The 18,022-nt window shown below is 65.0% G+C and carries 25 protein-coding genes and 1 pseudogene; 20 read left to right on the forward strand and 6 right to left on the reverse strand.

Annotated elements, in window-relative coordinates; genetic code table 11:
• Positions 1-13: 13 nt before the first annotated feature.
• The 4 genes from ACFV1L_RS06130 to ACFV1L_RS06145 all read right to left on the reverse strand — a co-directional run bounded on the left by ACFV1L_RS06130 (position 14) and on the right by ACFV1L_RS06145 (position 2,387).
• Entirely contained in the window at positions 14-667 is a 654-nt protein-coding gene (locus ACFV1L_RS06130; RefSeq protein ID WP_380363329.1) for a hypothetical protein, read from the reverse strand.
• Positions 668-1,038: 371 nt separating this feature from the next.
• Positions 1,039-1,476: a hypothetical protein gene (locus ACFV1L_RS06135; RefSeq protein WP_380363331.1), complete on the reverse strand. Its 438-nt coding sequence runs from the start codon at positions 1,474-1,476 to the stop codon at positions 1,039-1,041.
• 156 nt (positions 1,477-1,632) lie between these two features.
• Complete coding sequence (locus ACFV1L_RS06140; protein ID WP_380363332.1) at positions 1,633-2,058, reverse strand: hypothetical protein; 426 nt, start codon at positions 2,056-2,058, stop codon at positions 1,633-1,635.
• Positions 2,055-2,387, reverse strand: a complete 333-nt coding sequence (locus ACFV1L_RS06145) for an HNH endonuclease (protein WP_380363334.1) — start codon at positions 2,385-2,387, stop codon at positions 2,055-2,057. Before ACFV1L_RS06145 ends, ACFV1L_RS06140 begins: the two co-directional genes overlap by 4 nt.
• Before the next feature lie 265 nt (positions 2,388-2,652).
• Here ACFV1L_RS06145 and ACFV1L_RS06150 point away from each other — a divergent pair, with 265 nt between their 5' ends.
• The 17 genes from ACFV1L_RS06150 to ACFV1L_RS06230 all read left to right on the forward strand — a co-directional run bounded on the left by ACFV1L_RS06150 (position 2,653) and on the right by ACFV1L_RS06230 (position 12,691).
• Complete coding sequence (locus tag ACFV1L_RS06150) at positions 2,653-3,135, forward strand: hypothetical protein (protein ID WP_380363336.1); 483 nt, start codon at positions 2,653-2,655, stop codon at positions 3,133-3,135.
• A 268-nt stretch (positions 3,136-3,403) separates the two neighbouring features.
• A complete protein-coding gene (locus ACFV1L_RS06155) occupies positions 3,404-3,760 on the forward strand; it encodes a hypothetical protein (RefSeq protein ID WP_380363338.1) in 357 nt (118 codons plus the stop codon).
• The gene (locus ACFV1L_RS06160) at positions 3,757-4,545 is read left to right on the forward strand and encodes a RecB family exonuclease (RefSeq protein WP_380363340.1); all 789 of its coding nucleotides are present in this window, start codon (positions 3,757-3,759) and stop codon (positions 4,543-4,545) included. Before ACFV1L_RS06155 ends, ACFV1L_RS06160 begins: the two co-directional genes overlap by 4 nt.
• Before the next feature lie 117 nt (positions 4,546-4,662).
• The gene (locus ACFV1L_RS06165; RefSeq protein WP_380363341.1) at positions 4,663-5,478 is read left to right on the forward strand and encodes an AAA family ATPase; all 816 of its coding nucleotides are present in this window, start codon (positions 4,663-4,665) and stop codon (positions 5,476-5,478) included.
• Positions 5,479-5,492: 14 nt separating this feature from the next.
• Positions 5,493-5,840, forward strand: coding sequence for a hypothetical protein (locus ACFV1L_RS06170; protein WP_380363343.1), 348 nt, complete (start codon positions 5,493-5,495; stop codon positions 5,838-5,840).
• A gap of 79 nt (positions 5,841-5,919) precedes the next feature.
• Positions 5,920-6,258, forward strand: a complete 339-nt coding sequence (locus tag ACFV1L_RS06175; protein ID WP_380363345.1) for an endonuclease VII domain-containing protein — start codon at positions 5,920-5,922, stop codon at positions 6,256-6,258.
• A gap of 8 nt (positions 6,259-6,266) precedes the next feature.
• Entirely contained in the window at positions 6,267-6,647 is a 381-nt protein-coding gene (locus ACFV1L_RS06180; RefSeq protein ID WP_380363464.1) for a CHC2 zinc finger domain-containing protein, read from the forward strand.
• Positions 6,571-7,164, forward strand: a complete 594-nt coding sequence (locus ACFV1L_RS06185; RefSeq protein ID WP_380363347.1) for a toprim domain-containing protein — start codon at positions 6,571-6,573, stop codon at positions 7,162-7,164. The genes ACFV1L_RS06180 and ACFV1L_RS06185 overlap by 77 nt, the downstream gene beginning before the upstream one ends.
• Positions 7,161-7,622 (forward strand): DUF3310 domain-containing protein, encoded by a 462-nt coding sequence (locus tag ACFV1L_RS06190; RefSeq protein WP_380363349.1) that lies wholly within the window; start codon positions 7,161-7,163, stop codon positions 7,620-7,622. The genes ACFV1L_RS06185 and ACFV1L_RS06190 overlap by 4 nt, the downstream gene beginning before the upstream one ends.
• Before the next feature lie 80 nt (positions 7,623-7,702).
• Positions 7,703-7,825 (forward strand): hypothetical protein, encoded by a 123-nt coding sequence (locus tag ACFV1L_RS06195; protein WP_380363351.1) that lies wholly within the window; start codon positions 7,703-7,705, stop codon positions 7,823-7,825.
• Entirely contained in the window at positions 7,822-8,634 is an 813-nt protein-coding gene (locus tag ACFV1L_RS06200) for a metallophosphoesterase (RefSeq protein WP_380363353.1), read from the forward strand. The genes ACFV1L_RS06195 and ACFV1L_RS06200 overlap by 4 nt, the downstream gene beginning before the upstream one ends.
• Before the next feature lie 11 nt (positions 8,635-8,645).
• Positions 8,646-9,188 (forward strand): hypothetical protein, encoded by a 543-nt coding sequence (locus tag ACFV1L_RS06205; RefSeq protein WP_380363355.1) that lies wholly within the window; start codon positions 8,646-8,648, stop codon positions 9,186-9,188.
• A 223-nt stretch (positions 9,189-9,411) separates the two neighbouring features.
• A complete protein-coding gene (locus ACFV1L_RS06210; protein WP_380363357.1) occupies positions 9,412-9,906 on the forward strand; it encodes a hypothetical protein in 495 nt (164 codons plus the stop codon).
• A 67-nt stretch (positions 9,907-9,973) separates the two neighbouring features.
• Positions 9,974-10,114, forward strand: coding sequence for a hypothetical protein (locus ACFV1L_RS06215; protein ID WP_380363359.1), 141 nt, complete (start codon positions 9,974-9,976; stop codon positions 10,112-10,114).
• Between the two features lie 123 nt (positions 10,115-10,237).
• Positions 10,238-10,423: a hypothetical protein gene (locus ACFV1L_RS06220; RefSeq protein ID WP_380363360.1), complete on the forward strand. Its 186-nt coding sequence runs from the start codon at positions 10,238-10,240 to the stop codon at positions 10,421-10,423.
• Between the two features lie 93 nt (positions 10,424-10,516).
• On the forward strand, positions 10,517-12,313 hold the full coding sequence (locus ACFV1L_RS06225; protein WP_380363362.1) for a DNA polymerase: 1,797 nt from the start codon (positions 10,517-10,519) through the stop codon (positions 12,311-12,313).
• Between the two features lie 129 nt (positions 12,314-12,442).
• Positions 12,443-12,691: a hypothetical protein gene (locus tag ACFV1L_RS06230; RefSeq protein WP_380363364.1), complete on the forward strand. Its 249-nt coding sequence runs from the start codon at positions 12,443-12,445 to the stop codon at positions 12,689-12,691.
• Positions 12,692-12,861: 170 nt separating this feature from the next.
• On the opposite strand, the gene ACFV1L_RS06235 is transcribed toward ACFV1L_RS06230, so the two are convergent.
• Positions 12,862-14,439 carry a recombinase family protein gene (locus ACFV1L_RS06235; protein ID WP_380363366.1) on the reverse strand — a complete coding sequence of 526 codons (1,578 nt, stop codon included), beginning with the start codon at positions 14,437-14,439 and terminating at the stop codon, positions 12,862-12,864.
• Positions 14,440-14,568: 129 nt separating this feature from the next.
• Positions 14,569-14,703 (reverse strand): annotated as a pseudogene (locus tag ACFV1L_RS06240) (redoxin domain-containing protein); the annotation flags it as partial.
• Between the two features lie 165 nt (positions 14,704-14,868).
• On the opposite strand from ACFV1L_RS06240, the gene ACFV1L_RS06245 reads away from it, so the two are divergent.
• From ACFV1L_RS06245 to ACFV1L_RS06255, 3 genes are all read left to right on the forward strand, one after another.
• A complete protein-coding gene (locus tag ACFV1L_RS06245; RefSeq protein ID WP_380363368.1) occupies positions 14,869-15,843 on the forward strand; it encodes a LysR substrate-binding domain-containing protein in 975 nt (324 codons plus the stop codon).
• Positions 15,844-16,377: 534 nt separating this feature from the next.
• Entirely contained in the window at positions 16,378-17,295 is a 918-nt protein-coding gene (locus ACFV1L_RS06250; RefSeq protein ID WP_380363370.1) for an AAA family ATPase, read from the forward strand.
• Positions 17,292-18,017 carry an HNH endonuclease gene (locus ACFV1L_RS06255; RefSeq protein ID WP_380363371.1) on the forward strand — a complete coding sequence of 242 codons (726 nt, stop codon included), beginning with the start codon at positions 17,292-17,294 and terminating at the stop codon, positions 18,015-18,017. Before ACFV1L_RS06250 ends, ACFV1L_RS06255 begins: the two co-directional genes overlap by 4 nt.
• Positions 18,018-18,022: the final 5 nt, after the last annotated feature.

The raw sequence follows: 18,022 nt of genomic DNA on the forward strand, positions 1-18,022 counted from the left end.
TGCACGAGGGCTTCTAGAACCCTACGACACGTCGGCGCTTGATCTTCAAACGGCCATCGGCGATGGCATCGGCTCGCGCCTCAAAAGCCAGGATGGCGCACACGGCTAGGTCGATTTTCTTCTTGGAGCGGGGAGATGATTTGGTGATCAGGGTCCCTTGCGGAACCTCGCGGGTCACTGCGTTGAGGATGTGCCCGGTTAGGCGCGGGTCGCCGTCATGGGAAAGGTCCTGGACAGCCGCAGCAGAATGGAACCGCTCTGTAGCGTTGACCATCCGCAACGGCTTGTTCGTCCAGAACTCGAAAACACGGTCGTCTCCGTGCTCCAGAGCCCAGCGCCCGATGGTCTCCTGCCAGTACGGCGGGTCTCCGTAAAACCACTCGACCCGATACGTCTTGAAGGCATTCGCAATGGCGGCCTCGACCGCCAGGGCGTCAACCTCCCAATCCGGCCGATTCGGGTCTCTGGGATTCTCCTGGAGGTGCAACACGAAGAGTTTTCCGTCCCGCAGGCGAACGCCTACGAGTCCGGTCGCGTCGCCGCGGATACTGCCGTCGAAGCCGAGGGCTATCTGATCGCCAGGCGTGATCGGGTCGTCTTCGGAAAGGCATGCCGACCAGACGTCCTTGGAAATCCAGCCGTCAGCGTTCTCCTGGATCCGGTTCAAGTAGAAACGGAATGCTACGGCCGCAGCCGTACGCGGGTCCTGGATGGCATCGGCAATGCCCGCTACATCGACCCAGTAAGAATCGCCGTACGCCTCGCGGACCGCTGCTTCAACGGCGGCACGGTCGGAGAAATCAATCTCGCCGACGGCCTCAACACAGTCGTACAGGATTCGGCCGGCACCCAGTTGGACCGCCTCATGGGTTCGTTGGGCAATGCTGTTTTCGTTCGGGTTGTAGGCGTTGGTGGTCTCGATCAGCCGAGAACCGGCACCGGCCGTTTTCTGGACGTTGCGGTCCAGGGTCTCCCAGACGTAAACACCCTGGTTCGTCTCGATCCAGTGATGGACTTCGTCGCAGACTACGAATTAGTTCATTCGCCGGGCCCCAGCAGAAACGTTCCCGCCGGGGCCCGAGCAAACGTGGGCCTCGCCCCCTCAAGCCCCCGGGAGGAGGACGTGACGGGCTCGATACGGCCCGGCCTGCCGTCCTTGAACTGGATGAGCCCCTTGCCGATTTCGATGCCGTACTCGGCTTCGGCGGGGGATTCGGCGAGCATGCCTCGAATCATGTCCCGCGTGTTCGCGGTCTGATCCAGGGAAGTAGCGGCGATCTGCACCAGGGGCAGCGGCACCCGCTTGCCGACCGGCATCCCGTTCTCGTCAAAGTGGGAGAAACGACAGGGGCCGATGAATTCAACGATCGCCAGGGCTGCAAGGAGAGGGGTCTTCCCCCAGCCCTTCGAACGGCGAAGGGCAGCGGTTCGGTATTTCCACCTCCCGTGCTCGTCAATGGCATAGAGCCAGAGCACAAAGCGAAGCTGCTCGGAGCTGAACCGGAACGGTTTGCCGGCGTCCTCGCCATCGGGCTGAACGATGTACTTCTGTGCCCAACGGATGATCTGGTAGCCGAGGGAGCGGTTCGGAGGCGGGACGCCGGGAGGTATGTTGCCGGTCTGTATGGGCCGTCACCCCTCCCCACTCAGGAGACGGAACAGCGCGGCGTCCTGGTCGGCGTCGGCCACCAGCTCGGCGGCCTGGCCCTGGTCCTCCTCGGGGGCCTCCAACTTCATGCGGAGCCTGGCGCGGTCCTCAACTGTGCCGCCCCACTTGGCTGTTCGCTGCCGGACCTCTGCGGCCTGGCGTAGATCCCCTTGATAGAGGGCATCGACAAGGCGCGTGGTGATCTCCAGCTCTGCCCAGTCGGTCTCCGCCCAGTCGGCAGTCTGCGGCGCGGTGGACCAGACCATCCAAAAGCGCTTCGCGCCGGCGGTGGTGATGCCTAGGCCCCGGGGGAGTTCCCGGCCGGGCTGGGCGGTGTTCGTCAGGTTGGTGGCAGTCGGATGCTTGTTGCGGCGAACCGCGGTCGGCTTCGGCTGCGGTCCTCGGGTCAAGAAATACCCCCCTCCGTATTTGAGTAGGTTTTCGTGCGGTGACAGGAACGGCACAGGGTCTGAAGGTTGGCAGGCTCCCACGAGCCACCGCGACTCACCGGCACGATGTGGTCTACCTCTAGGTTTTCGCGTGCACCGCAGATGCGGCAGCGGAAATGATCATGCGCAAGCGCGCGGGCACGCCGACTCGACCAGTCGCCCGGTCTGGCGGCATTCCGAGGGGACGTACGGTCCCACCCGCGCCGTAGCTGGTGGTTGCCGCATCGACCATTTCGAAGAGTTGTTCGAATGCACCCGTGGCGAAGACAGATGCTCTTGGCTCGTGGCATGGGCCTCCTAGGCCGGAGCCTCGGCGGAACGCACTAACTGCCCGTACCCGTTGGCGATTAGAGCTTGAGGCTTCAACAAGTCGTTGGAAGAGAAGAGCACTAGACTGGGGTTGTGGGGTCGGATACTTTGCATCGTGCTCTCACATAGGGTGTATGTGTCACGACACCAGTCGATGGACGCCGCGCGTCGAATGTGAGACCTGGATCACAGTCGGATGTGTCCGATCCTTGGTGAATCTGTCGCCCGAAAACGTAAGGGGGCCGCATGGCATCGCTGCCGTCGGACGCGGATCTGTCGGAACTGTTCACATTGGGCTACCGCGACTCTGAAGTCGCCGACATGTACGGCGTTACGCGCCAGGCAGTCAATCTGAGGTGGATTCAACGAGGGCTGTTCCGGTATCCCATTGCCTCTCAGGTGGTACAGATGCTGGGGCAGCTGTGGGAGGTCAAGACCAGCTCTGGGGCGGGGTCTCACATGCACTCGCACCCGTGCCAATCTCTCCGCTACTACCTGCGTAGCAAGCTCGGGGACACCCTCAGCGAAAGACAGGCGCTGACTGCTCTGAGGTTCGAGAGTCGGTTGAGGCGAAAGGGAGAGGTTTTGGCCTATGACCCGGAGGCGGGCTTCGGCTACGTGAAGCGGGAGCCGTCGGACGCAAGGCTCGTCGTGCGATGGCCGGCCGAGGTTCCGAGGCCGACCGGTGAGTTGGAGGCCCTTTGGTCGATCCCCGAGACCGCCGCGTAGCTTGCTGACCTGCCGCAGATGTGATGTTGCCAGAACATGCCAAAGGGCCCCGCGAATCGCCGCGGGGCCCTTTTTTGCATCGGATCGCAAGTTCGTCCACATCTGACTGACTGTCAAAATCCGTTGCGGGTAAGGCCGATGGCAGTTGTGAGCTAGATCACACATTGAGATGGCATGTAATCCGTAAGTAAAGGGTCGCGGAGCGTCAGCAGTGTGGTCTACGGTCAAAGCCGTTTCTGTACAGCATCGCCACGACATGGAGGTGTCGGTGACCGCAGCCCTTGACCTCGCTTCGTGCCGGGACAGTCGCCGGACGGAAGTCGCGGAAGAGATCAGTGCGAGCCAGATCCTCGCCACGCGCGTGACCCGTAGCGATGGAGTCCTGATCATCCATCACAAGGCCCGTCCCGCAGGAGAGTTCTGGGACATCGCGTACGGATCCCAGCTCACTGACGATGACAGGTCCGTACTCGAAGAGCTGGCGTCGCAGCTGGCCCAACGAACGGGCCGGACCGTTGAAGATCTGGTCGTGAAGCACCGGCGCAACGCATGGCCCAACCCGCACTTTCCGCAGAGCCCTTCACACACGTACGTTCGACTGAGCCTCAGGATGGTGAATGCATGACAAGTATCGAGACCCAGCCCCGCAGTGTCAGCCAGACGGAGCAGTATGAAAAGTGTGGACACAGGTACTACCTCCAGCGCATCGAGCGCGTGACGCCGCTGCCCGCGGCGTGGAGTCACCATGGCACCGCGTTCCACTCAGCTGCGGAGGCGGTTGAGCGCTCGAACCGGCGGATGAGTGCGGAGGAGGCGGTCCAGTTGTTCAGTGACCAGTACTCCGCGCTGGTCAATCGGGCCCTGGGTGAGGAGCCCGACACAGGCCGGTGGCTCAGTGCCTCCGGCTCCGGCGGCGACGACATCGAGCGCCGTTACGTTCTCGGCCAGCAGCAGACGGCCGAGTATGTGGAGTGGGCCGAGAAGCATCAGCCGGCGATCTGGGCTGTCCCCGGCGAACAGGAGAAGCCCGCGCTTGAGCTGTACTTCAAGGTCGAACTTGGCGGCGTCGCAGTGAGGGGGTACATCGACCAGCTCATCAAGGAGGCCGGCAACTCCGTTCGAGTCCGGGACCTCAAGACCGGGAGCACCAAGTCCCGTTTCCAGCTTGAGACTTACAAGGCCGCCATCGAGTTGGTGCACGGTGTCACCGTGAACTGGGGTGACTGGTATTTGGCCTCAAGGGGCGGGCTGTCGCGCCGGGTTGACCTCTCGAAGGTCACCGCGGAGCAGGTGGGGGAGCGTTATGCGGCTATGGATGAGGGGGTCAAGGCCGGCCGGTTCGAGGCCAAGCCCGGCTTCCTGTGTAGGTTCTGTGACGTACAGCACGCGTGCTCTTTTTTTCGTAAATAACTTGCACGGGGGGAGTTTGAGTCCTAGAGTCCTCCGTGTAGCAAGTCGCCGAAAGACGGCGATATTTTTTTCCGGCAAAACTTGCACGGGGGGGTTTGTGGGGAAGGGTGGGATGAGATGTACTCGCTAGCTCAATCGGTATTGGCCAAGGGCGCGGCAGGCGAGCCACTGCCGCACCAGCTCGACGGCCTGCGAAAGCTCGAAGTTGAGCTCAGGCGCGGAGAGTTCAGCCTTGCCGCTGCCGGCCCGGGCACTGGAAAGTCGCTGCTGGCACTCTTTCTGGCAGTGTCGATGAACATCCCCGTCTTGTATTTCTCTGCGGATTCTGGTGCGGCGACTCAGCTGTCACGTGCCACCGCGATGATCACAGGAGACAACGTCAAGGAGATCAAAACAGCGTTGGTCGAAGGCGACTTCGAGGCATATGCCGATCTTCTGGCGGAACGTTGGTGGATGCGGTTCCACTACGGGGCCCGTCCCACCCTCGGGGACATTGAGGAAACCCTCTCGTGCTACTTCGAGGTTTTCGGGTGCTTCCCTCATCTGATCGTGGTGGACAACATCACCAACGTGGACGCGGGAAACGCGGACGACGCCGAGCACTTCACTTTCTCCCTGGAGGCGCTATGCGAATACATGGCGGACATGGCCCGAGAGACCCGGGCCCATGTCCTCGCTCTCCACCACGTGACAGGGGAACACAGTGACGGCCTCAAGCCGATCCCGCTCAGCGGGGTGAAGGGAAAGATCGGACGAGTTCCCAGCTTGATCCTGACCATTTTCAAAGAAATCGACGGGATGGATGGGCGAGTCCTGCACATCTCTCCGGTGAAGAACCGCGAAGGGTTCGAGGACTCCAGCGGCGAAACTTTCGCCAGCTTCGACCTGAACAAGTCGAGCCTCCGGCTCGAAGACGTCCTCTCCACTTTCTGATCTGAGGAGTTCTCATGGGCCACTGCAAGACCGGATACATCCTCGAAGCCCGCGCGATGACCGCGAGCCTCTGCGCGGAAACCGGGATCGACGCGACCGAGTTCGAAGCGATCGGCGCTGAACTCGCCGTCGTTGTTGTGCGGATCCGGAGCCGTCGGTTCTTGGACCTGGCCGCACTCGCCCAGGAGCTGGGGCAGCTGAGCGCGGCCGGCCTGACGGCAGCAGCGGTCTCGGCCTCGCTCCAGAGCGAGCCTCGCGCCTGGCGGGCGATGCCCCTGACGGATCTGCTGCACCTGGCTGCGGTGGCCTGTGACCTCAGGACCCAGATGGACCTGGAGCGGCTGGTGAGGGCCTGTGGCTGAGCCGCGAGCCGGCTACCGGTCCTGTAAGCGGTGCGGCAAGAACAGGGCCGGGAGGTTCTTCACGGGGACCAGGGGGACGGTGTGCTCCACCTGCCGGACGGCGTCCCGACGAGCAGCCTCCCGGGGCGCTCGGCTCCAAGCGACCTATGGCCTGACGGCAGAGGAGTACCAGCGCCTCTTCGAGGCCCAGGGTGGCGCGTGCGCCATCTGCCAGGAGACCCGCCGAACCAACCTCGCGGTGGACCACTGCCACAAGACCCAGGCTCTTCGGGGACTGCTCTGCCAGCGCTGCAATGGCCAGCTGCTGGCACGCGGCGCGCGGGACCGGCCGGAAGTACTGCGGCGGGCGGCTGACTACCTGGAGGACTATCCGGCCTGGAAGGTGCTGGGCCCGCGATACGCACCGGAAGGGGGCTGAAAGTGGTGGTGGAAAAGCCGAGCATCCGCGAAGTCCTCGGCCACTTCTACGGGGTCGAGGTGGAGGAGCAGGAGGGCTGGCAGAAGATTCTTTGCCCTCTCCATCCGGAGGAAAACCCGAGCGCTTCCGTGCACACGGAGCGGCAGCGATGGTCCTGCTTTGTCTGCGACCTGCAAGAGGACGCCTACGACGTGATAAGGAGGGAACTTGGGGTCGGCTTCCGAGAAGCACAAAAATTCGCACATGGCCGCTTCGGTGGAGGCGGCGAGGACGTACTTCGAGCAGTACACGGGGAGCCCGGCGGAGGCGTACATGACCGCCCGCGGTTTGGGGCCGGCAGCAGCGCGCTTCGGAGTGGGGTACGTCGGTTCGGCGCTCATTGGTCATGAGCGCATGGCCGGAATGCTGGCCATCCCCTACCAGCGGCCGGCCGGAGGAGAACACGGCGTTGCAACCGTCCGATACCGCTGTATCCGAGACGAGTGTGTCATGGACGACAACGGATTCTATTTCGCGCCTACGCGAAAAGAGCGGCACGAGAAGCATGGGAAATACCAGTCGCTTCCCGGCGACCATCCGCGCCTCTACAACACCGCCGCCCTGATTCGACAGAGTCCGCACATCGTTCTGACTGAGGGTGAGTTTGACGCTCAGGCCAGCGAGCTCGCCGGGGTGCCGGCCGTAGGAACTCAGGGCACTGGGGCGTGGAAGCCGCACTTCGCGCCCGCATTCGTGGGGTATGAGCGCGTTTTCATTCTCGCCGACCCCGACGACGCGGGGCTCAAGGCAGCAGACAAGCGGGCCGCTCAAATGCCGAACGCCAGCGTGATCTGTCTTGGCGAGGACGTTAATTCATTCATTCACACCAACGGCGTGGACGAGTACAGGGAGAGGCTGGGCCTGTGAAGCTGCGATTTTCAGTGGGGGACCGGGTAGTGGTGGCGTCCTCCTTTGACGAAGAGCTGTCGCCTGCGGCTCGGCTCCACGCGGGCCGACGCGGGGAGGTCGAGGAGATCAAGCCCGAATACGTTCCCTATCCGTACTCCGTCCGATTCCCGGACGGTAGCCAGCTTGCATTTTCGTGGGATGAGCTGGTGCGGGTGGACGAACTCGCCCCGGCCGAGGCGTCGCCGACCGTCGAGGGCGCGAACGTCGGCGGGGATCCGGTCAACCATCCCTCTCACTACAACTGGCTGCCGGGCGGACTGGAAGTCATCGACATTACCCGGCACTTTCCGTTTGTCCTGGGAAACGTCCTGAAATACATCTTTCGAGCCGAACACAAGGGCCGGGAGCTGGAAGACCTCCGCAAGGCGCGGTGGTATCTCGACTACCGAATTCGAGAACTGGAGGAAGCGTCCTGACGAGAATCTACTTCGGCGACCAGGCCGACTCAATGCGGGTTCATTTGCGAATAGAGCCCTATCCTGGCAACTTTATCGGGGTGGACCTGGTGGACGCTGCGTCGCCCATACGGCATTCCAGCGCGAACATCTCGATCCGGGAGGCCAAGGAGATTCGCCGCAAGCTCAAGCAGGCCATCCAGGAAATGGAGGCCGACGAGTGAGGCGAGTCGTCGTCATCAGCGACACCCAGATTCCGTTCGAGGACAAGCGTGCTCTGCGGAACGTGATCAGTTTCATTGGGGAATACCGTCCGGACGAAGTCATCCAGATCGGTGACCTGGTGGACTACCCGGCCCCCTCGCGCTGGAGCGCCGGCACCAGGGCCGAGTTCGAGGGCAACGTTATCCGGGACAGCGAGTACGCCAAGCGTGTGTTCCTGGAACCCCTGCGAGCCGCCTACGACGGCCCGATCCGGGTCCTGGAAGGGAACCACGACGAGAGGCCGCGGAAATACCTCGCAAGCCGCGCGCCGGCCCTCGCGGCAGAAGACCAGTTCTACCGGTTTGAACGCCTGCTGGACTTCAAGTCCTACGGCGTGGACCTGGTGGAGCCGTACTACCAGTTCGCTCCCGGCTGGGTAGCCATCCACGGCCATGAGTCTCCAGGGCTTAATCAGGTGCCCGGCGCGACAGCCCGAGGAAAGGCAATCAAGGCAGGAATCTCCGTGGTCATGGGCCACACTCACCGGCTCGCCATCTCGCCTCACACCACCGGGCACAACGGCAAGCTGACGACGATCTACGGGTTTGAAGTCGGCCACCTCATGGACGTCCGACAGGCCGGCTATCTGAAGAACGGCCCGGCCAACTGGCAGAAGGGATTTGGCCTTTTCTACGTAGGGAAGTCCGCCGCCACCCCCCACGCTATTCCTGTCGAAGCCGACGGATCATTTGTGGTCGAGGGGGAGCGATACGGGGAAATCAAGCGCACGGGCGGGAAGTTCGCCCCGAAGAAGGGGAAGCCCGAGTGACGGAGACCGTAATGGACTGGGAGCGCACCAGCGAAATCGCGCTCAAGGTTGCCCGGGAGCTGGCGCGCGCCTGGCCGGTGGTCGAGGCGGACGACGTCCACCAGGAGATCATGGTCCACCTGGTGGAGCAGGCCGAGCACCTGGCGAAGAAGGCGGATGACGAGAATTTCCTTCGCCGGGTCGCGCGGCGGGTCGGAAACCAGGCAGCCAGCCGGGAGCAGAACCGCCGGGACCTGGAGGACGACCAGTACTACTACACGCCCTCCGAGGCGCGTACAGCTCTCCGGAGCCTGATCTACACCGAAGAAGAGGTCTCCAGCCTGATCGGCAAGCGGGACGATCTCAGCCGCTGCACCATCGCTGACAACATCGTGAGCGCCCGCCTGGACGCGGAAGCCGGCCTTAAGCGGCTCACGGAGCGGTACCGCGACGTCCTCACCCGCCTCTACGTCCTCGGCCTGCCGGCCCGGGACGATGCCGAACTGCGGACTGGATACCGCGCGATTGATGCTCTGGCACTCGCCATGAACTCCCACCTCCGCACCGGCCGGTGACGCGATCCTGACCCGGAAGACCTACACCCGACCCGACCTGGCCGGAGATATCGAAATCACCGTCACCTGGGACGACACAGAAAACCAGGTCGGCGTCTCAGTGGTCCGCGGAGCCCATGCCGCTGCATTCCTGATCGGCCTGACCGATCTTCGTGCGCTGATCGACATGCTCCAAGCAGCAGAGTCCGACTCGCCCCCCTTCTGACGAAAGGCAGTTCCGCCCTTGGCCTACCCCGACCCGTTCGACCAGACCAGCCCGTGGGGTGAGCCGCCGGCCGCCCTGACCGACACCACCAACCCGACCCGAGAGCCCTTCGTGATCGGCTTCACCCTCAAGGCCGATGCGGGATTCGCGGGTGAGTGGCTCACCCCCCGCGTGTACGGCGCGACTGCCGAGGAGGCAGCCCGGCGCGGCGCAGAGCTGCTGACCGCAATGAAGGCCGAAGGGCTGATTGACCTGACGTCCAGGGCCGCCGAGTACACCCGCAGCCAGTACAAGGGCAGCGGTACTGCGGCCTCCAACTCGGCCCCGAAGCGGTTCGAGGGCGGCAAGGTCGTCAAGGCCCAGACCGCCGGCCCCGGTGACGACGACTGCCCGCACGGGCGGACCCCCCGCGAGGGCGACACCTGGGCGGCGCTGTTCTGCTCCGCCCGGAGCAAGGCGGAGCAGTGCCCGCCGCTGTGGCGACAGAAGGACGGCAGCTACAAGGCCAACTAGCCGCCCCAGCAACGTAGTTGAAGCGCGGGGCCGGGACTCGCCCGGCCCCGCCGACCCCGGAGGACCCATGAAGAACCTGCTTACGTTCCTGGCGGGCCTGGTCGCCGTCCTCTTGCTGGCCGGCTGCCTGTTCGTCTGGACCCACGCACCGTGCGAGCTCTGGGCATTCTCGTCCGCAGGGAACACCCCCGGAAGGTGCCTGCGCTGACGCCGAGCCTTGATCAGTACGCCGTCGAGGGCCCGGGCCAGGCCGTAGCGCTCGCTCAGCTCGTCACAGCAGCGGAAGCCCACCAGCGCGACTCCCCAAACCGACTGACTCACAGGAGAAATGATGGCCGATCGCATCCGCGTCACGGTGGTCTACGAGTACAAGCCGAACATGAAGTACTACCACGGCTGCAACGACGTGCATGAGGCCGCTCAGCTCGATGCCGAGATCTGCAATATCCGGGAATTCCCGGAGGACTACGGCTCGGACGAAATCGTCTCCGTCAACTACGAGGGGATTCCAGGATGAACGAGGCAACCGCCGGCTGGGCTTCTCTCGGGTCCGGCTTCGTCGCCTTGGCCATCTATCTGTTTCTGGAACTCCGAAAGTAGGTGAAGCTGATTGCGGGTCATTGAATATGCGATCCGCCGTCAGGTAGTCCGGATCAACGTAGTCGAGACGGTGATGGACCTCTGGGGCTTCATCGACTGGGTCGAGGACAACCCGGTCATGGGGTTCGACACGGAGACCACAGGGCTTAACTGGTGGGATTCGGACAGGGGGTTTCGGATCCGGCTCGCCCAATTCGGTAACGCGTTGGAGAGTTGGGTTCTGCCAGCGGAAAAGGGAGCTGAGTTCCGGGAGGCTGCGGCGTGGGCCCTTCGTAAAGCTGAGCGCCTGATTGCCCACAACGGGACATTTGATCAGCACGTGGCGGAAGCGACCCTGGGCGTAGAGCTTGAAGAGACGGGCCCGAAAATGCTGTGTAGCAAGATCACGGCCCATTTGGTGGACCCGAGGCAAGTCAAGGAAAAGGGGCCCGGCCTAAAGCTCGAAGAGCTGACGAAGCACTATATCTCGCCGGAGTTGGCTGACGAAGTCAAGGGCTCCATGGCTCGGATAGCGAAGCGCTACAAGGTCAAGAAGGCCGATGTTTGGCCAGTGGTGGAGATCTCAGATCAGGAGTACCTCCTCTATGCAGGCATGGATCCCATCCTGGCCTTCCGCCTATTCCATATCCTCTATCCGCTAATCCCTCTGCGTTCCAAGCGCAAGGGCCTGTTCTCCTGGGAGCATCGCCTCGCCTATGTGACCGCCCACATGGAGCGCACTGGCTATCTGCTGGATGTTGAGTATGCCGAAGCGCGGGTCGAGGAGCTGACGGCCGAACAAGCGCACTGGGAGGCGGAGGCTGCTAAATACGGGGTTGAGAACGTGAACTCCGACAGGCAGTTGATCGAGGCCCTGACCGGGTTCGGGGTCAGGCTGACCAAGAAGACCGCTAAGGGAAACCTCTCGGTCGATGCGGAAGTTCTCGATGCCATCGACCACCCGTTGGCGGAAGCCGTCAAGAAAGCCACCAAGGCCGGAAAGTGGAGGAAGACATGGTTTGAGAATGCTTTGAATGGGCGCGACTCGCAAGACAGGGTGCACGCAAGCGTCAATTCGTTGCAGGCCGTGACGGCTCGCATGTCGATTACGGGCAGCGTGCCGGCACAGACGTTCCCTGCCGGAGACGGATATGTGCGACACATGTTCCTGGCGGAGGAAGGCCACGTCAGCGTCTCTATCGACTTCGGCAACATGGAATTGAGGTTCCTCGCGGCTGAATCGCAGGACCCCGTCATGGTGGACGCTTTCCAGCACGGCAAGGACTTGCATCAGATCACCGCAGATGCGGCGGAAGTTCCCCGTAAAACCGGGAAGATGGCGAACTTCCTGACCGTATTTGGCGGTGGGCCTAAGGCGCTCGTGACTCAGGCCGGCGTCACGCTGGAAGTGGCGACCAGAGTCATCAAGGCATTCGGTGACACCTACAAAAATGTTGCCGAGCTGGCCAAGAGGCTCATGGACGAGGCAAAGCGCACCGGCCACATCTTCACCGTGACAGGGCGTCGAATTCCGGTTGATCGGGGTCGCCTCTACGCCGCGCAGAACTACTACGTCCAGAGCGGTAGTCGAGATATCACGGCCCGGGCCCTCATCGGTCTGTTTGAGGCCGGGTACGGCCCCTATATGCGCCTCGTAATCCACGATGAAATCGTCTTTTCATTCCCCCGGGAACAGGCCGCCGAGCTGGCCGAGCGGGCGGCCCGAATCATGGAATTCACGGTCAAGGGCGTTCTAATCCCTGCCGAGGCCGAAATCGGGGAGCGGAGTTGGGGGTCAATCTTGGACATGGAAGAGAGCAAGCACTGAGCCGAAGCGACGTGGACCTGTGCGCACACTGCGAAGGCCGTGATGCGGAGGGCCTGTACATGCTGGACGGCGTTGATATGGGCCTCTGTGACCCGTGCGCCGACGAAACCGAAGCGGAGGAATTTGACTGTGAATGAGAGCCTGAACGGCGACGATGGCGGCTTTGAGGAGCTGCTGAACGGCCTCTCCGAGCAGTTCGAGCAGCAGCTGTTCGAACGGCGGATCATGCGGAGCATCCTGGCTGCACGTGGTGCCGGCGTCGTGTACGTGGAAGCCATCACCAACGGTGTCCCCCATGACCTGGCTCAGGCGATGGCCGCGGAAGTTTGGACGGCCGAGGGCGGACCGGACGCCGAACCGGTAGACAACGAAGATTGAGGCCGGGAAGCGCCGTTGGCAATGAGTAAGGAAGAGTGGCTAAAGCGAGAACTTGCTAAGGCTCCCGTTCGCAATGAGGCCCACCGCCGCTACGTCATGAAGCTCTGGGGTCTGAAGCCTACCAAGTAGAAGAAGCCCCCTCCCCGAGAACGGGAGGGGGCTTCCTGGCGTTACGCCGCCCGGTTTTCCTGCCAAACAATTTCGATCAGGTCCGGGTCGAACCGGCGGCCTCGGCCGGCGGGATGGACGATTACCGCTCGGATAGCGGCCTTTAGGCGCGTACGCTTCTCCGCCATAGTGAGGCCCTTCCATCCAGCCAGGGCATCGGGCGTGAGCAGCGCCGCCTTTCGCTTCTGGAGGGAGAGCGCTCCGCGCTTCGAGGCGAGATCATCGCGCTCGGCTTCCAGCTCCTCGATCATGTCGAGCGCCGAAGAGGTGGAGATCCGTTTCTCGCGTCGCCGGCTGTTGACGTCCGCGATCTCTGCTGCGATCTCCGCGAGCCGTCCATCGTGTACCGTCTCGTCAATCTCGGTTGGGGCCGCGACGTCGTTACCGATCGTGGCCTTAGTCTCCAGCAGGAAAGCAGTCTCGATGAGGTCGTCAATCGGCGGGCCGACGCGTGTTACGCCGCCGCACCCGCCCTGGTTCGACAGGCAGGCGTATCGAAAACCCCACTTCTCGTACGCGCCCGGGTTCGTCTTCTTGGAGTACGGGTTGGACCACATCGGGCTTGCGCACTTGCCACAGCGAACAATTCCGGAAGCGAGGTAGACCGCAGTGGTGTCGTGCTTGCCCTTCTTACCGCTCTTGTTGGACTGCTTGCGGCGCTTGATCTCGTTTACCGCGGCCAACCACTCACTGTAGGAGGCCGGGGCCTCCCAGTCCCCCCGGACGGGCTCTCCGTCCTTGTGGACGATGAAGTCGGGGAGCCAGAGTCGGCCCTCGGCCTGACGCCGAACATCCTCAGGCACGTGAAACCGAAGGCCGCACACGCGAGGGCTCATGAGAATGTGCTCGGCGGCAGAGTGCTGAATCATTCGCGGCTGGTCTGTGCGGGATCGCTTCGTCTTGGTGGGCTCGTAGCCGTAGTCACGAAGAGCGCGCCGGAAATCTGCGATGAGATATCCACCCGGAATGGCAAGGATTGCATCACGGATCATCGGTGCCTCCTCCACGTGAAGAGTCCGGCGATCCTCGTTCCACCCGAATGCGCGAGGGGCACCATGCATGATGCCCTTTTCTGCGATGTGCTTATTCGTGCCAGCAACTCGGCGCTTATTGTTGCCGATCTCCATATTTCCGACGGCGACCTGCATGATAAACATGCCGCGACCCTCGACGGTAGCAAGATTTACCCCGCCCTCGGCGCTGAGGCCGGTATAGGTCGGGTTCATCTCGAAGATGCGGCAGACGCGGGCGGCATCATAGGTGAGGCGGGCGAGGCGGTCGCTGTGCAGGAAGAGGATGCCGCGGATGACGCCGGCCTCCAGGTCCCGGAGCATCCGTTCAAAGTGCACGCGGACGACGTACGGGTCGGAGGCGGGCGTGTTGTTGTCGCAATAGTCGTGCAGGATCGTGCCGAAGGGCAGCGAGGCGGCAAGCGTGCGGAGCTTGCCATCCTGGATCACGACCTGCTCCTCGACCTCTCGCCAGGCCGAGTCTGAGCCCTTCAGCGCCTTGTCCTCAGAAACTCGGCGGTAGATGCCGAGAGGCACAAGTGCCCCCGGCGAGATCAGGTTTGGTGCCACTGTCACGCGACTCCCCCTTGCTCTGCTGCGCTTACGCAGGCGTTCATGCTGGTCAGCAGCCCGAACCCCCACCCGAAGGCGATTATCCCCACGCTGGCAAAGGGTTTGTCAGATGGGTTAGACGCTTGCCTTCGGCCAGAAGAACACGACCTTCCACTTGCCCTCGTAGGTCTTGTGGTTGATCTCGGCGAAGGCGTTCGCGGCGTCGAGGTCCACGCAGGCGTTGAGTTCGAACTCGGGGAACTTGTCACCGATCGTCAGCACGTCGCTTCTCCAGGGTTTGGGATGAGGGTTGTCCGGATTGCGGACATTCCCAGCCTCGCACAGGCCCTACTGATCAGTGAAATCGGATCTGGTGTGCGTCGCGATAGGCAAACCCGATCAGTGCGGCACACTGGAAGGAGCACCCGACCAGGCAGGAACGCGCACGTGAAGCACCCTACGCAACGCACCCCCACCCTCTCCCAACTGCGGGCCTTCACCGCCGTCGCCGAACACCTGCACTTCCGCGAGGCCGCCACCGCCATCGGCACCAGCCAGCCCGCGCTGTCCGGCGCGATCGCCGCCCTCGAAGAGACCCTCGACGCACAACTCGTCGAACGCACCACCCGCCGCGTCATGATCACGCCGCTCGGCGAGCGGGTCGCCGAACACGCCCGCCGGGTCCTCGCCGAACTGCACGCCCTCACCGAGGAGGTCGAGGCCGCCCGCCGCCCCTTCACCGGGCCGCTGCACCTCGGCGTGATCCCGACCGTCGCACCGTACCTGCTGCCCACCGTGCTCCGCCTGGTCCGCGACTCCTACCCCGACCTCGAACTGCACGTCCACGAGGAACGCACCCCCTCCCTGCTCGAAGGCCTCGCTGCCGGACGACTCGACCTGCTGCTCCTCGCCCTGCCCGCCGGCGGCACCGCGCCGGTGGCCGAAATCCCGCTGTTCGACGAGGACTTCGTGCTGATAGTGCAGCCCGAACACGAACTCGCCGGCCGCCGGGACGTCCCCCGGGACGTCCTGCTCGACCTCGACGTCCTCCTGCTGGAAGAAGGCCACTGCCTGCGCGACCAGGCCATCGACCTCTGCCGCGAGGTCGGCGCCGACGCCTCCGGCGGCAGCACCCGCGCCGCCGGACTCTCCACCCTCGTCCAGCTCGTGGCCGGCGGACTCGGCGTCACCCTGCTCCCCGCCACCGCGCTCGACGTCGAAACCGGACGCACCGACCGGCTCGCCGCCGTCCGCTTCGCCGCCCCCACCCCCGGCCGCCGCATCGGCCTCGCCCACCGCCCCGGCTCCGCCCGCACCCCGGAGTACGAGCGCTTCGCCGCCGCCCTCCGCGACGCCCTCCGGGGGCTGCCGGTCCGCATCACCCCGCCCGCCCACCCACCCCTGACCCCACCGCAGACGTGACCCCACGACCCCCCGGCGGAAGGGCAACGAGGGGCACGCGCTGTGGCGGGTGTCCGCGCTCGGCTCCGTGCGGCGGGTTGTCTTCGGGTCCGCGTTCGGCGGTTGGGTGCGCGCTGTGGCGGGTGTCCGCGCTCGGCTCCGCGCAGCGGGTCGTCTTCAGGTCCGCGTTCGGCGGTCGGGGCACGCACTGCGGCGGGTGTCCGCGCTCGGCTCCGCGCAGCGGGTCGTACTCACGTCCGTGTCCGGCGGTTGGGTGCCGGGTGGGTGGGTGGGTGGGTGGGCGCGGGGCGCGGTTGTTCGGCTTCGCCGTTCTCGGTTCCGCGCAGCGGGTTGTCTTCGGGTCCGTGTCCGGCGGTTGGGTGCCGGGTGGGTGGGTGGGCGCGGGGCGCGGTTGTTCGGCTTCGCCGTTCTCGGTTCCGCGCAGCGGGTCGTCCTCGCGTCCGTGCCCGGCGGTGGGGTGCCGGGTGGGTGGGTGGGCGAGGGGCGGGGAACACCTACTCGTGGCGGGAACGAGCCAGGGGGTGGCCGGTGTACGTGTCGCGGATCAGGGTGTCCGGCGTGAAGTGCTTCGTCGGGCCGCGGGAGGTGGACCTGACGATCCCTCAGGGCCCCGGGTGGACGGTGTTCGCGGGGCCGAACGGAAGCGGGAAGAGCACGCTGCTGCGGGCCCTCGGGGCGGCGCTCGGTGCGCTGCCGGGCGGCCCGGCCTCGCGGTGGGGCGACGGCTGGGTGGAGGCGTCGCCCGCGCCGCGCTGGCGGGTCGGCGACGGGCGGGGCGAGCCGCGGGCCACGTTCGTGGAGCACGCCGAGGGCCCGCACGTCCCGCTGCACGCCGATCTGGTGGCCGAGGTGCTGCCGTCCGGCTGGCGGGTCGGCGACGCCCGGCGGCAGCGCGTCACGGACGGCGTGCTGGATCTGCCGCTCGACGAACTCGGGGACGGCACCGCCGCGTTGGCCCGGCTGGTGAGCCGTCTCGCGCAGGACCCGCACCCGGGCCCGGTGCTGATCGACGACGTGGACCGCCACCTGCATCCCGTCTGGCAGCAGCGTGTCGGGCTCTGGCTGACCGAGCGCTTCCCGCACACCCAGTTCCTGGTCGCCACCCACAGCCCGTACGTCTGCCAGGCCGCCGACCCGGGCGCGCTGATCCGCCTCCCGGGCCCGGACGAGTCGGGTCGTCCCCACCGGCTGGACGAGGAGTTGCGGCAGCGGGTGCTGTACGGCAGCGGGGAGGACACCGTGCTGTCGGAGCTGTTCGGCCTGCCGAGCGCCTACTCGCCGACCGCCGAGGCCGAACGGCGGCTGCTGGTGCGGCTGGAGCGCAAGATGTACGCGGGCCGGGCCACCGACGCGGAACTCGCCGAGTACCGGGAGCTCGGGGCGAAGCTCAACAGCTCGCTGACCGCCCGGGTCGACGAGGTCACCGCGCGGCTGCTCGGCCGGGGCGAGTGATCCCGCTCCAGCGGCCCGCCCTGCAGCCGCGGCTGGCCGCCGAACTCGACCGCGCCACCGCCGGGATCCGGGCGGCCGGCCCCAGCACCGCGTCCGGGCGCGCGGCCTGGCGCAGGGCCGTCCGTCCGAAGGCCCAACTGCGGCTGATGCTGCGGCAGATGGCGCCCGGGCTGGAGCGCTGCATGTACTGCGGGGACAACCTCGGCACCGACATCGACCACTTCGAGCCGATCGCCCAGGCCCCGCTGCGCACCTTCGACTGGCAGAACCACCTGCTGGCCTGCGCGCACTGCAACAGCAACCGCAAGCGCGACCGCTTCCCGCGCGACCCGGCCACCGGCGACGGCCTGCTGGTCGACCCGTGCCGGGAGGACCCGGCCGACCACCTCCGGCTCTACCTGGACTCCGGCGCGTACGACCCGCTGACCGTCCGCGGCGAGGCCACCATCGAGGTGTTCGGCCTCAACGACCGGCCCGAACTGGTGCGCGGCCGGCGGCTGATGTTCGCCGTGGTCAAGGCACTGCTGCTGACCTGGCGGGCCGCGGCCCCCGCCGAGGCCGGGGAGTACGCGGCCGCGCTCCGCGAGATCCACCACGCCGACGTGCTGCGCACCGTCCTCGGGCTGCGGCGCAGCCGCCCGCTCGCGCTCGCCGTGCTCGGCCCGGACGTGCTCGACGCGCTCGACCGGCTGGTGGCCGCGGACGGCCGGTTCGGCACCTGACGGGT

Source organism: Kitasatospora sp. NPDC059646 (assembly GCF_042734615.1).
Lineage (GTDB): Bacteria > Actinomycetota > Actinomycetes > Streptomycetales > Streptomycetaceae > Kitasatospora.

Excerpts from the sequence above, each read along its gene's own strand:
- ACFV1L_RS06145 (WP_380363334.1), bottom strand. The coding sequence starts at position 2,387 with ATGCCACGAGCCAAGAGCATCTGTCTTCGCCACGGGTGCATTCGAACA.
- ACFV1L_RS06150 (WP_380363336.1), top strand. The coding sequence starts at position 2,653 with ATGGCATCGCTGCCGTCGGACGCGGATCTGTCGGAACTGTTCACATTG.
- ACFV1L_RS06160 (WP_380363340.1), top strand. The coding sequence starts at position 3,757 with ATGACAAGTATCGAGACCCAGCCCCGCAGTGTCAGCCAGACGGAGCAG.
- ACFV1L_RS06165 (WP_380363341.1), top strand. The coding sequence starts at position 4,663 with ATGTACTCGCTAGCTCAATCGGTATTGGCCAAGGGCGCGGCAGGCGAG.
- ACFV1L_RS06170 (WP_380363343.1), top strand. The coding sequence starts at position 5,493 with ATGGGCCACTGCAAGACCGGATACATCCTCGAAGCCCGCGCGATGACC.
- ACFV1L_RS06185 (WP_380363347.1), top strand. The coding sequence starts at position 6,571 with ATGACCGCCCGCGGTTTGGGGCCGGCAGCAGCGCGCTTCGGAGTGGGG.
- ACFV1L_RS06205 (WP_380363355.1), top strand. The coding sequence starts at position 8,646 with ATGGACTGGGAGCGCACCAGCGAAATCGCGCTCAAGGTTGCCCGGGAG.
- ACFV1L_RS06215 (WP_380363359.1), top strand. The coding sequence starts at position 9,974 with ATGAAGAACCTGCTTACGTTCCTGGCGGGCCTGGTCGCCGTCCTCTTG.
- ACFV1L_RS06220 (WP_380363360.1), top strand. The coding sequence starts at position 10,238 with ATGGCCGATCGCATCCGCGTCACGGTGGTCTACGAGTACAAGCCGAAC.